We start from the raw sequence: 13,652 nt of genomic DNA, 5'->3' as shown, positions 1-13,652 counted from the left end.
CTTTTTATTTATTGAACTAACTACCTGAAGCCTTCTGATCCGGGCGCCTTCCCCAATCTGGTAAATCAATATCCAAATCATCATGCGTTTCCCTCATTTGCTGCTTTAATAATTTCCACATTTTTGTTATTCTATCAGACTGCCCCTTTGCTTCTGCTAGATTATGTATTTCCCATGGATCATTTTTCAAGTTAAAGAGTTGCCTTGATTTATTGCCGTTCACATTATAAACAATCAACTTATAGCCATCCGAAGTTTTAATGCTTCTGCTCCAATGCCCATAAACATTGTAAATAGAGTTTCTTACAGTAGCATTCGAGTTCTTAAATATAGGCATCAGACTTTTTGCTTCGACAATCGATGGCTGCTTCAATCCCAAATAGTCATATAAGGTTGGACTGATATCACTAAGATAGGTAAATGCTTCGCTGCGGACATCTGTGGGGATGCCTGGTCCGGAAAAAATCATAGGTACCTTTATGCTATGCTCATAAAGGCTTTGCTTACCTAACAAACCATGTTGCCCTACTGCAAGGCCATTATCTCCTGCAAAAACAATAATCGTATTTTTAATCAGCCCGGTTTTCTCTAAGGCATCAAGGATTCTCCCTACCTGGGCATCCATTTCACTAATCATTCCATAATATAAAGCAATTTCCTTTTTTACATCCTTCGCGATTCTTGGATGCGGCAAAAGCATTTCATCACGAACCTTAAGATCTCCATTATCAAAGGGATGCTCAGGCAAAAAGTTAGGTGGAAGACTCACTTTTTCAGGGTCATACATATCCACATATTTCTTTGGTGGTGTACGCGGGTCATGTGGTGAAGTGAAAGCGACATAACAATAAAAAGGAGATTGCTTTGCCCTTTCGCTCGTTAAAAATCGAATAGCTGAATTCGCATACAATACAGAACTAAAGGTATCTTTTACCATACTTAGCGATTTATTATATATCCCGCTGCTATCAAAAGGAAATACTGTCGGATGAAATTGTCCTCCCTCTCCAGGAAAATGCATGCCCAGGAACGAGATATTTTCTCCCGCACTGAACATCCGGTGATGAGAAGCTTTATCGCTATGCCATTTTCCCGTATGAAACGTGGTATATCCTTTTGCTCTTAGTACTTCGGCCAAGCTAACAAGACTGTCGGGAATTATCGCCCCGTCTTTTGGTATCCTGTTCAAATACCGCCCTGTGAGCAGCATTACCCTGCTGGGCAAGCATACAGCCCCCTGATGTCCTCCCATAACATGCGCTTGAGTAAATGCCACGCCGCTTTTGACTAACCTGTCCAGATTAGGGGTATAGATTTCCTGATTACCCAATGCATGAATTGTATTGTAGCTCTGATCATCACTATAAATGATCAGTACATTTTTTGCAGGGATATTTGCTTTTTGTGCAAATACCGGAACCCAGGAAAATGCAAAAACAACAAAAAGAATTTTTTTCATAGCTCTATTTACTTACGCAACGAAAGCCGGTATTTTCCAACCCCGTATCTATTGATGTCTTCATTCTTGAACTGACCCTATAGCCTTTACAATAAGAAAAATGACACATGAAGGAGCCGCCCCTTACCGTCTTCTTAGGCACTGTCGGCTCATCAGGATCATAGCTTTTTACCGGGCCTTTTGGGTTTGCAATGGTACCATTTAACGTTTGATAATAATCCTCAGTATACCAGTCAGCGGTCCATTCCCACACGTTACCCGCCATATCATAAAGTTCATATCCATTTGCAGCAAAAGACTTTACCGGCGCAACACTACCAAACCCGTCAGTTTTCTTGTCAGAATAAGGAAACTCGCCCTGCCAGGTGTTTGCTTTGATTCTTCCTGCTAGCGGATCTTCATCTCCCCAGGGATATTTTTTTGATTTCAGGCCTCCTCTTGCGGCGTACTCCCATTCGGCTTCCGTAGGCAGTCGCTTACCAGCCCACTTGGCATAGGCTTGCGCATCAATCCAGGAAACCTGGGTAACGGGATAATTATCTTTACCATTGATGGTACTTTTAGGGCCTTGAGGGTGCTTCCAGCTCGCACCGACGGTCCAGCTCCACCACTGTGATACATCATTAATATCTACATGTTGTTTTGGTTGAACAAAAGTTAATGAAGCGGGTTGTAGTAATTCCTCCGCAGGCTTAGGAGTTCCCTGAGGCAATTGCTTTTTTAGCTCCTCCCAATCTGGTTTACGTTCGGCCTGTGTCACATACCCAGTAGCCTTTACAAAGGCCGCAAATTGTGCATTAGTCACTTCAGTCTCATCTATCCAAAAACCATCGAGTTTGACCTGATGTGCTGGATATTCATCCCGCCTACCCTCTTTGTCAATCGCACCCATTGTAAATGTACCTGCGGGAATAAATTTCATGCCCTTATGAGAAGCGGGGCGTTCTTCACTTCTTACAGTATCCAATTCTCCCAATCCACCATATCGCTTAGGTAAATTTGAACTGCAGCTCATTGTACTGTCAGGCATCTCCGCACTTTTTCCAATCTGCGACGCACTGTCTAAAGCAGGTGAATCCTTTTGGTTACTTTGACGACAGGCTGATGCCAATACCATCAGACATAAATAAAAAATCTGTTTCTTCATATAACATTAGGGGCACCTGGATTAAGCACCTGAGGTTGTGACCGGAAAATTAGCCATAAAAACATTAGCATAAAAGTCCTGCTAACTCATTACACCAATTTTGTTACCATTCCAATCCGGGAACAATACTTTGTCATTAGAAATCCCCAAGTGTCTATCCGCCACCTCACTAAACACACTCCTGAAGTCTGTTGTAACAGCCAGATCTCTGCCATCTTCCAAATTCTCAACAGCAAGTTGATTTACAGTGCCATGCACCAGGCCTCCTTTTACGCCATTTCCTAAAATGAAATTACATGAGGCCCTGCCATGATCTGTTCCCCCCGTGCCATTTTGTTTAACCGTACGTCCAAATTCAGTCATAGTCATCACCGTAACATCGTCCTGAAGCGTGCCCATATCAGTCCAAAAAGCCATAATACTTTCGCTAAGGTCATTGACATTACGTGAGAATATGCCCGTATCTGTGCCCTGGTTAAAATGAGTATCCCATCCACCTGATTCTGCAAATGCGACTTCCATACCCACATCCATTTTAATGAGTTGCGCAATTTGTTTTAAAGAATTCCCCAATGCCGTATTTGGATAAATCGCATTATTAGCAGGCTTATAATTCTTAGTATCTGTTTTTTGCAGCATCTTAATGGCATCAAAACTTTCCTTTCCGGTTTCTTTTAATAAACCCGAAGAAGTTTGATCATAAAGATCTTCAAAGCTTTTGGCCGCCATGTTTGCCCCTTTTATATTGCCACGCATTTGTATATTAAAGTCCTGAAGATTACTGATCGCAACCGCAGGATTGTCTCCATAAAATGATCTTGGCAAAGATGAAGTCAGACTCACTCCCTGAAATGGCGTAGCTGCATCGTGTCCCAATAAACCCACCGCCCGGTTTAGCCACCCCGTTTCAGTTCCTTTCTTAAATGGTGTACCTGATTCCATATAATCCTGTGCATCAAAATGAGACCTGGTCGCATTTGGCGAACCAATACCGTGTACTATTGCCATCCTTTTATCTCTGAAAACACTTTCAAAACCTGCCATTGAGGGATGAAGCCCAAAATGTCCATCAAGGTCAATAAGGGGTTTCACTGCTGAGTTTTTTGCCGCCGACATGAACAAGGTAGGTCTTGCTGCCTTTAAGTATTGATCTGTAAAAGGGGTCACTGCCATCAGGCCATCCATAGCTCCACGCTGAAAAATGCATACCATAATTTTTCTTCGTTTAAATAAACCTAAAGGTTTTGCACCCGCGACAGCATCCATTAGAAATCCCGGAACACCTCCTAAACCAATACCAAATAAAGCTAATCCGCCAGCTTTTAAAAATCCTCTTCTTGATGTCATGGCTATTTCTTTTTAATTATTTACGTTGAAATTCGGGAGAGCCGATAATTACACCGACCACCTGGGCCAGCATGGTATTGTTACCATTTGCTATCTGCACCGCATTAGCATTTCTGCGTGGTTTTTCTTTATTAAGCCCCGCCATCATCACATCACCCGACTCTTCCTTCATTTGCATTTCCGGCTGTGCTATAGGAGCTTTAGCTGCGGCTTTCTCAACTTTATTTACCAATTCGGGATCGCTAAGCATAGGTTTCAATCGCTCAATAGTCTCTTTCAGGTTACGTTCGGGCATGATCAATTTACCATAAGTAATTAATGCAGCCTCTGCACTCTCAGGTTCATGATTATCATTTAGCGAAGATAAATTGAACTTAATGCCGGGAATCCGCTGAGAAGCCAGCGCTAAACCAAAATTCATCCTGTTCAGCAAAGAGCCTGTATTGATCCAGTATTGTCCCCTATCAGGAAATCCTGTAGGGGCCTGATAGTAATACATTTTCTGACCCATTTTATTGATCCAGCTAAACAGTTGGTAGGGTTGTGTAATTTCTGCGTCTAGACTACGTACAGCACTTATAGCCAACTCAAATGGCGATTTTGTTTTTTCCCTTAGCGCATCTGGAGTCCAGAACTCAGCTGAAGAAACCATCGCTATCATTACCTGTTTGATATCTCCATCGCTACTATTAAATGTCTTTGCCATTTTGTCTACCAGTTTTTGAGAAGGATGATCATTTACAAAGCGGGTAGCCAGTTTTTTTGAAATGAATTTCGCAGTACTCTGATGATGGGCCAGTATACTCAACAATTCCACACCCTCCTCGTAACCACCCCCCGCGGCAAACTTTTTCCCTAGCACAATTTTTTCTCCGTTATCATGACGTGTAGGCACAAATAGAAAATCTCCGTTCCTCACAAACCCTCTTTTTTGAAGATTGGCTTCGCCAACTTTTTCAATCACCTTTTCCATGGCAGCACCGTAACCGTCACTACCCATAGGAGCTAAAGTCCATCCTGTTAAAACTCTGGCGGCTTGTGTAACATCATTTTGAGTATATCCCCCATCTACACCCAAGGTGTGAAGTTCCATTACTTCACGGGCGTAATTCTCATTTAATCCACCCGATTTCTTTTTATTCTGTAATTGCTTCAATCTGTTGAGCGCGGCAGGCTTGAGTTTTTCACCCATCTGCATATCTTCTATACTGGTTGTTGCACCCTGCTCGCCTGTACTGGTAAAATTGTCCAGAAAAATCAGCATCGCAGGTGATTTTGCCGTCGCCATCAATAGGTTCTGAAATTTCCCGGTTACATTTGGCCTGATTACATCCCGTTCAAATGCAGGCACGAATGACGCACATTGATTTTTCGTAAGGGAAACATTAAAATGATTAAACCAGAAATCTGTTAGCAATTCATGTAACTGGTTATTTGTATAAGCTGCTCTCAGTATTTTTTGATTGATGAATTGACGCAGCAACTCCCCCTCAGCTTTCAGACCATTAGCAGCCATATAATCCTGAAGCTGCTTGCGATAAGCTTTTTGGTCACCCTTTCCAACGGAATCCTTATTTACAAAACCATCCCTAATGGCCATTCTTAATACTTTTGCTTGTCTTGGATATTTATTCTCAACTTCTGAATTCGTCAGATTAATATCTTCATATTGGTCTAACATTTTATCCAAAGACTCATCCTTAATATTGCCGTCGAGTTGCTGTTGAAACCATTTTTCCAAACCCATTTTTAGCACCCTGTCAACATCTCCTGATTTTGCACCGTAGGTAAACCGGCTCAACAAATGTGCAGCGGCCTGGCGTTCAGTCAATCCTGCTTGCTTATAAGGAAATACGATTTTCACTGTTTCAAACGCTCCCTTGTCAAAAGAGGAAAACAATAAGGCACAGAGCAGGAGAAATACAAATGAACAGATAACCTTTAGTGGTGCTTTCATAGTAATTGCTATTATTTAAGACTTATTACTCAGTAAGACAATTAAAACGCCAAAAAGATTAAAGAGTGTATAATAATTCCTCTACTTCTAAAACCGCGGCTATCTTTTCATCGTAATTGTGTAAAAGAAACAAAACTTTATTATGAAAAAGATAATCTTATCAGTAGTTGCCTTAGTAGCTTTGGCATTCACCACACAAGTTTACGCGCAAAAAAACCCAATGGTAGGTGGCGCAGCAATGTATGCTAACAAAGACATTGTCGACAATGCAGTAAATTCTAAAGACCACACCACACTGGTGGCAGCAGTAAAAGCAGCTGGATTAGTGGAAACATTAAAATCAGCAGGACCATTTACCGTATTTGCACCAACCAATGCAGCATTCGATAAACTACCTGCGGGAACGGTCGCAACTTTGGTAAAACCAGAAAACAAAGCGATGCTTACAAAAATCCTAACTTACCACGTAGTAGCTGGTAAAATGGATGCGAAAAGCATTGCAGCGGCAATTAAAAAAGGAAAAGGTAAAGCTGAGTTAACTACTGTAAGCGGAGGCAAATTATGGGCCTGGATGGAAGGAAATAAATTAATGATCAAAGATGAGAAAGGTGGATCTGCTACAGTAACCATCGCAAACGTAATGCAAAAAAATGGTGTTATACATGTTATTGATACTGTATTAATGCCTAAATAATTCAGATAAGGACGAGGGGGATTTGAGGACCCGGCGATATTATATCGCCGGGTTTTTTATTTTAAAAAACCAATACACCTTGACTTTTTGTTTTCTATAATTTTACTTCATCTTAATCCTTTGTTAACAGGAAGTTTGATTTATGCCTACTTGCTATTGGCATTGGATGAAATACCTTGATGGTCTTTTTCCATTAGAAATATATGAGTTGGATAGAGCAGTTGGCAATAAAACGAGCACACAGGGCCCTGGCTAGCCGTAAACCAAATTAAGTAATCAGCGGTTGTTAAATAACCAGATATACATTTTGTCTAAATACCAACTACAGAATACTAAATTCTAATAAATAATTTACATTTGTTTTAAATAAGGTCGGTAATCAGGCATTAAGCCTCTTATGAGTACTTTATAACAAAACTTATGAGCTTTATTTTAAAGCCGGTAGATACCGTTGAGAGCATCAGCCCCGCTGATTTTAAAAAAAATTACCTGGATGCAAGGCGTCCTTTAATCATCAAAGGTCTAACAAAATCATGGCCTGCCCGTGAAAAATGGACAACTGATTATTTAAAGCAGATAGGCGGCGATATAAAGGTTAGTTTGATGGATAATTCTAAGGCAGATCCTTCAAAGCCCATCAATGCCTCTGTGGCAGAGATGAAGTTTGGAGACTATCTTGACTTGATCAAAAGAGAGCCTACAGAGTTGCGTATTTTCTTTTTTAACCTTTTTAAACACCATCCCGATCTGATCAATGATATCGTCATTCCGAAAGATCTTATGGGAGGATTTATTGAAAGTATGCCTGCCATGTTTTTCGGCGGATCAAACTCTGTTACTTTCCTGCACTACGATATAGATTTACCTCATCTTTTTCATACGCATTTTGGCGGCAGAAAGCACATTATCCTGTTTGATAATAAGTGGAAGAAAAGACTTTATTGCATTCCAAATGCAACTTACGCACTGGAAGACTACGATGTGGCAAATCCTGATTTCGAAAAATTCCCTGCACTTAAAGGGGTTGAAGGTTATGAAGTTTTCCTGGAACATGGCGATACCTTGTTCATGCCCACCGGAATGTGGCACTGGATGAAATACCTTGACGGTTCTTTTTCACTGAGCCTCAGAGCCTGGGATGCGTCTATAACCCGTAAAGCTCAAAGTGTATTTAACCTGGCTATTAAGGGTGGTTTAGACAGTGTATTAAAAATGGCATTCAAAGCGCCTTATGCCCATTGGCGGGAAAAACTCGCTGTTAAACGAGCCGAAAAAGCACTGGCAAACGGTAACCCGAAATAACAAGAAGGCCTCATTTTAAAAATAATGAGGCCTTTTTATTTTACAACAGTATAACATTAATAGCCTGCCAAACTTTTAACTTCGATAATTCGTTTATCATGAATATATGAGAGGTTTTCATTTTTCTAATTTCCAGCCTGATGACTTGCCAAAGGGCGGGTTTGATGAACTGCTTAAGCTATTCACACAACTGCTCAATTATACCGCAGGTGATGCAGGCGAAACACTCGCCTGGATGAATGAGCTGGACAAGAAATATAAGTTCACCAATAACGATTATGGTATGGGTGACTTCATAGATGAGCTTAAAGAAAAAGGCTATCTCAAAGAAGATGGTAAAGGCGATATAAAAATTACTGCTAAAACGGAGCAAACCATCAGAAAGTCCGCACTGGAAGAAATATTTGGCAAACTTAAGAAAGCCGGAAGAGGTAACCACAATACCAACATCTCAGGAATTGGTGAAGAAAAAAATGCGGATAGAAGAGAATTTACTTTTGGTGACAGTCTGGATCAGATTGACATGACTGCATCCATACAGAACGCACAAATTAATCATGGAATAGGCAACTTCACGTTAACAGAACGCGATCTTGAGGTTGAAGAAAAGGATTATAAGACTTTGACTTCTACAGTGCTGATGATAGACATTTCACACTCAATGATCCTATATGGAGAGGACCGCATCACCCCGGCTAAAAAAGTTGCCATGGCTTTGGCGGAACTCATCAAAACACGTTACCCGAAAGACACGCTGGATATCGTTGTTTTTGGCAATGATGCCTGGCCGATCAACATAAAAGACCTCCCTTATTTACAGGTGGGCCCGTATCATACCAACACCTTTGCTGGTCTGGAGCTTGCGGCGGATCTATTGCGTAGAAGAAAAACGCATAACAAGCAGATATTTATGATCACCGATGGCAAGCCCACTTGTTTAAAAGAAAATGGCCGTTATTATAAAAATAGCATGGGACTGGACCGCAAAGTGATTAATAAAACCCTGAACATGGCAGCCCAATGTAAAAGACTCAACATACCAATTACTACTTTTATGATTGCACAAGACCCTTACCTCCAGCAATTTGTAAGGGAATTTACGCAGATCAATGGAGGAAGAGCATTTTACAGCTCATTAACAGGTCTTGGTGAATATATTTTTGAAGATTATATTAAGAACAGAAGAAAAACAGTCAGATAATGGATCACAATACCATAAAAACACTTGGCGAATTAAAAGCCAGCAACTATAAATCTTTATCTGTAAAAGAGGAGCTTCGTAAAAACCTGATCAAACAACTTCAAAATAAAGAAGCTGGATTTGAAGGTATCCTCGGATATGATGAAACCGTTATACCTGAATTACAAACGGCCATTTTATCCAGACATAATATTCTTTTACTCGGTTTACGAGGACAAGCCAAAACACGGATAGCTCGTTTAATGGTTAATCTTTTAGATGAATACATTCCCTACGTAACGGGTAGCGAAATCTTTGATGACCCCCTCAATCCGATCTCCTGGTTTGCAAAACACGAAATACTGATCCATGGAGACAATACACCTATCAGCTGGCAGCACCGGTCAGAAAGATATACAGAAAAACTTGCTACCCCGGATGTTACTGTTGCAGATTTAATCGGAGATGTAGACCCCATCAAAGCCGCTACCTTGAAGCTCACCTATAATGACGAACGGGTAATTCACTTTGGTTTGATCCCAAGGGCGCATAGAAGTATATTCGTTATTAATGAACTGCCAGATTTACAGGCACGTATACAAGTGGCGCTGTTTAATATGCTTCAGGAAAAAGACATACAGATCCGGGGTTTTAAACTACGTTTGCCTTTGGATGTTCAATTTGTCTTCACTGCAAATCCTGAAGATTATACCAATCGTGGTTCTATTGTAACTCCGCTAAAAGACAGGATAGAAAGTCAGATCCTTACACACTACCCGAAAACAATTGGCATTTCCAGAAAGATCACTTTCCAGGAAGCCAGGCTCACAGAAGAACAGAGACTTATAGAAGCGGATGGACTGGTTAAAGACCTTGTAGAACAGGTTGCTTTTGAAGCGCGTAAAAGTGAATTCATTGACCAAAAATCAGGTGTATCAGCAAGGTTAACCATCTCTGCATATGAAAACCTCATCAGCACAGCAGAGCGGCGAATGCTGATCAATAAGGAGAAAACCACATTTGTTCGTCTTTCAGACCTTACAGGGATTATTCCCGCAGTAACCGGAAAGATTGAACTTGTTTATGAAGGAGAACTGGAAGGACCTGCCAAAGTAGCAAATACTTTGATCGGAAAAGCCGTAAAGAGCCTGTTTGCACGTTATTTCCCCGATCCGGAAAAGGCGAAGAAGAGCAAGTCTGCCAACCCGTATACTAACATTACGGAATGGTTTACTGAAGGCAACACGCTGGATATATCTGACGCATTAACATCGGCAAAATATAAAAAGACGTTAATGGAAGTGCCAGGATTGTATGATCTTGTTAAAAAGTTCCATCCAAAACTAAGTGAAAACCAGACGCTTTTATTAATGGAATTTGTTCTCCATGGACTTGCTGAGCATTCACAACTAAATAAAAAGTATCTTGATGGAGGTTTTGGCTTTTCAGACATGTTTGAAAGTCTATTCAATACCGGTGATTTTGAGGAAGATGAGGATGACGTTGATTTCAGATAATTTTTAATTACAAATATTTTATGACAGGCAGACTACAAGTCCTTATTATTTTATCAGTTTTTCTTCTGGCTTTTGATTATTATTGTTTCAAAGCTATTTTATCTGTTTTTAAAAACTGGAAACCCCGCACGAAAAGATTTTTTGGTGTTGTCTGGTGGACATACACCTGCGTTCTGGTAGTCGGTGTTTTTGCCGCTATTTTCATGCCGACTTCCTTGCCGCGTTATTTGAGCATACGTTCTATAATTATGGTGGCATTTTTCCTTACTGTAGCCTGTAAACTGGTCATGCTTCCATTTTTATTAGTTGATGACCTGAGAAGGGGAATAATTAAATTGTCGGGATCATCCAATAAAAAGGACATTCCTCTTGCAGGGGATGAAACTGCAAATCTTGTAGCAGAAACAAGCGGCTCTACAATTAGCCGATCTTCATTTCTGATCAAAGCCGGCATGATTACCGCAGCAATCCCCTTGAGTTCTCTGAGCTGGGGGATCATTTCAGGAGCCTATGATTATAAGATCAAACGCAGAACACTCATCCTGCCAAACCTGCCTAAGGCTTTTGATGGAATTAAAATGGGTCAAATATCAGACATTCATTCCGGCAGTTTTTACAATAGAAAAGCTGTGCTTGGAGGAGTAGAGATGCTGCTGGGAGAAAAACCGGATTTCATTTTCTTTACAGGAGATCTGGTAAATAATGTTGCTACAGAAATGAGAGATTACCAGGATATCTTCAGCAAAGTAAAAGCCCCTCTCGGAGTATACTCAACTTTAGGAAATCATGATTATGGAGATTATCAGTTCGGTAGAGATCCTTCTCCTGCAAAAGCAAAGAACCTTAAGGATTTAATAGCGACTCACAAGGTAATGGGTTGGGATTTGCTAATGAATGAGCACAGAAGATTAAAAGTCGAAGGGGAAGAAATTGGCATTTTGGGTATCGAAAACTGGGGAATGGGTAGATTTCCAAAATACGGCCGTATGGACCTTGCTGTAAAAAATACCGATGACCTTCCTGTAAAGCTATTGCTATCTCATGATCCTTCACACTGGCGTGGACAGGTACTTACAGACTACCCTCAAATAGATGCCATGTTCAGTGGCCATACTCATGGAATGCAGTTCGGTGTCAGAACAGAACATTATCAATGGAGCCCGGTACAGTACTTGTATAAAGAATGGGCAGGTCTCTATCAGGAACAAAACCAGCAATTGTATGTTAATGTAGGTTACGGATTTTTAGGTTATCCGGGCAGAGTTGGAATATTACCGGAAATCACGATATTTGAATTGAAACGGGCATAACAAACCGCTTCTGCAGATGTTAAAAAAAGGACTGCTTGCTATTCTTGATTTTCTGTTGTTCAGCAACTTGTTTATTGGCATTTGTGCTGTAGCTCAGGGTCTCGTTACCTATCATCTATTACAGGTACCTCCGGATACTTATATCCTGGCCTTCCTGTTCTTCGCAACCATAGGTCTGTACAATTTCAGTATGCTGCTTGCAAAACCGGTCAATCCGGAAAAATCTCCCTTTATAAGGGTTCGCTGGATATTTTCCCATCACAGGATGATCATTTCAATCACATTGATTTCTTTACTTTGTCTCATTCCACTTGGACTATGGTATTTAAGTATTGAATCAAAATTATTGATGGCATTTACAGGCCTCCTTGCTGTCGGTTATAACGTTCCCTTTTTAACTTTAAACCAGCAGAAAATCGGACTCCGGAATATCCCTGGAATTAAGTTATTCTTAATTTCACTGGTATGGTCTGTAAGCTGTGTTTTACTACCGATCGTGGAGCTGGAACGTAGCTATCAGATTAATATTTCTTCTGCAGACACCCTATTGCTGGTCGCCAAGAGATTTTTATTCATCGCAGCCATCACAGTGCCATTTGACATTAGAGATCTGTTTCAGGACAAGCTATATGCCCTTAAAACCATCCCGGTAATGCTGGGAGAGAAAAAGGCATATATCTTTTGCCAGTTTTTATTGATCGGATATCTTGCGCTATTGTTATTGTTCAGACAAGCAACTTATGCCGATGTAATTGCGACAACGTTAACCCTTGGCCTAACAGGCTGGCTTATATTCAAATCCAACATCAAAAAGAATGAATATTATTATTTCTTCTATCTTGATGGGACCATGTTACTGCAATACCTCATGCTTATCCTATTTGGATGGCTCTCAATGTTTATCTAGCTTGGATTAAAACGATATCCGACTCCACGAACTGTTTGCAACAATTGAGGATTGTCAGGATTGATTTCAATTTTTTTACGCAACCGCACGATGTGCATGTCAAGCGTCCTCGTATTTACATCTGAATTATATCCCCATACTACCAGCATAAGTTCATCACGGTTGATTACTTTACTCGGATTTCTTAAGAAATAAAGTAGAATTCTATTTTCCAATATGGTGAGTTCTATCTTCTTACCATCTCTAAACAAAGTATGTATATTAGGATGATGCTCCATATTACCAAAGCGATGAATCTCCGAACGGTCGTTATTCAATATGAACTTCACCTTACTATCGAGCATCGCAACCAATACATCCATGTTAAATGGCTTTGTTACATAATCAGAAACACCAAAGTTATATGCATCAATCTTATCCACATCCTGGGCCTTTGCTGTCATCATAATAATCAGGTTCTCAAACCCCTGTTTGCGTACTTCTTCGCATACCTCCGCACCCTGTTTACCGGGCAGCATCCAATCCAAAAGAACAATATCAGGCTTTTCACTCAATATCGTTTTTTCTGCAGTCTCTCCGTCTCCCACTTCCAGAACCTCATATCCTTCAGCTTTTAAGCGGTGTACTACTAAAAAACGTAAATTTTCATCGTCTTCAACTATTAATATTTTAATTCCTTTAGACATAATTTATTTCTTATTTAATATAAACCTACTTCGCATTTATACATATCGTCATGCTGAATTTATTTCAGCATCCCGGATATGCTATTCAAGATCTGCTCAAACGGGATACTGAAATAAATTCAGCATGACGACCGCCGCAACAGACA

General features: G+C 40.5%; 11 protein-coding genes. 6 read left to right on the top strand and 5 right to left on the bottom strand.

Annotated features, from left to right (window positions below; all coding sequences use genetic code 11):
- Positions 1–16 precede the first annotated feature (16 nt).
- The 4 genes from R2Q78_RS14670 to R2Q78_RS14655 all read right to left on the bottom strand — a co-directional run bounded on the left by R2Q78_RS14670 (position 17) and on the right by R2Q78_RS14655 (position 5,910).
- Positions 17–1,459: a sulfatase-like hydrolase/transferase gene (locus tag R2Q78_RS14670; RefSeq protein ID WP_316793181.1), complete on the bottom strand. Its 1,443-nt coding sequence runs from the start codon at positions 1,457–1,459 to the stop codon at positions 17–19.
- 4 nt (positions 1,460–1,463) lie between these two features.
- On the bottom strand, positions 1,464–2,606 hold the full coding sequence (locus tag R2Q78_RS14665) for a formylglycine-generating enzyme family protein (protein ID WP_316793179.1): 1,143 nt from the start codon (positions 2,604–2,606) through the stop codon (positions 1,464–1,466).
- 81 nt (positions 2,607–2,687) lie between these two features.
- Complete coding sequence (locus R2Q78_RS14660; protein WP_316793176.1) at positions 2,688–3,953, bottom strand: DUF1501 domain-containing protein; 1,266 nt, start codon at positions 3,951–3,953, stop codon at positions 2,688–2,690.
- Between the two features lie 16 nt (positions 3,954–3,969).
- Positions 3,970–5,910: a DUF1800 domain-containing protein gene (locus R2Q78_RS14655; RefSeq protein ID WP_316793175.1), complete on the bottom strand. Its 1,941-nt coding sequence runs from the start codon at positions 5,908–5,910 to the stop codon at positions 3,970–3,972.
- Between the two features lie 142 nt (positions 5,911–6,052).
- Between R2Q78_RS14655 and R2Q78_RS14650 the strand changes: the two genes are divergently transcribed.
- The 6 genes from R2Q78_RS14650 to R2Q78_RS14625 all read left to right on the top strand — a co-directional run bounded on the left by R2Q78_RS14650 (position 6,053) and on the right by R2Q78_RS14625 (position 12,820).
- Positions 6,053–6,604: a fasciclin domain-containing protein gene (locus R2Q78_RS14650; protein ID WP_316793174.1), complete on the top strand. Its 552-nt coding sequence runs from the start codon at positions 6,053–6,055 to the stop codon at positions 6,602–6,604.
- Positions 6,605–7,024: 420 nt separating this feature from the next.
- Complete coding sequence (locus R2Q78_RS14645; RefSeq protein ID WP_316793172.1) at positions 7,025–7,906, top strand: cupin-like domain-containing protein; 882 nt, start codon at positions 7,025–7,027, stop codon at positions 7,904–7,906.
- 106 nt (positions 7,907–8,012) lie between these two features.
- Positions 8,013–9,107: a vWA domain-containing protein gene (locus tag R2Q78_RS14640; RefSeq protein WP_316793170.1), complete on the top strand. Its 1,095-nt coding sequence runs from the start codon at positions 8,013–8,015 to the stop codon at positions 9,105–9,107.
- Positions 9,107–10,603: a sigma 54-interacting transcriptional regulator gene (locus R2Q78_RS14635; protein ID WP_316793169.1), complete on the top strand. Its 1,497-nt coding sequence runs from the start codon at positions 9,107–9,109 to the stop codon at positions 10,601–10,603. The genes R2Q78_RS14640 and R2Q78_RS14635 overlap by 1 nt, the downstream gene beginning before the upstream one ends.
- Before the next feature lie 20 nt (positions 10,604–10,623).
- A complete protein-coding gene (locus R2Q78_RS14630) occupies positions 10,624–11,913 on the top strand; it encodes a metallophosphoesterase (protein WP_316793167.1) in 1,290 nt (429 codons plus the stop codon).
- Between the two features lie 16 nt (positions 11,914–11,929).
- Positions 11,930–12,820 carry a hypothetical protein gene (locus R2Q78_RS14625; RefSeq protein WP_316793165.1) on the top strand — a complete coding sequence of 297 codons (891 nt, stop codon included), beginning with the start codon at positions 11,930–11,932 and terminating at the stop codon, positions 12,818–12,820.
- Here the strand turns inward: R2Q78_RS14625 and R2Q78_RS14620 are convergent.
- Positions 12,817–13,506, bottom strand: coding sequence for a response regulator transcription factor (locus R2Q78_RS14620; protein WP_316793163.1), 690 nt, complete (start codon positions 13,504–13,506; stop codon positions 12,817–12,819). The two genes, R2Q78_RS14625 and R2Q78_RS14620, sit on opposite strands and share 4 nt — an antisense overlap.
- Positions 13,507–13,652 lie beyond the last annotated feature (146 nt).

Origin of the sequence: Pedobacter frigoris (assembly GCF_032678645.1) — a bacterium.
GTDB classification, from domain to species: Bacteria; Bacteroidota; Bacteroidia; order Sphingobacteriales; family Sphingobacteriaceae; genus Pedobacter; species Pedobacter frigoris_A.
Note: the sequence above shows the minus strand (reverse complement) of the source record. Positions and strands in the feature narration are given on the sequence as shown.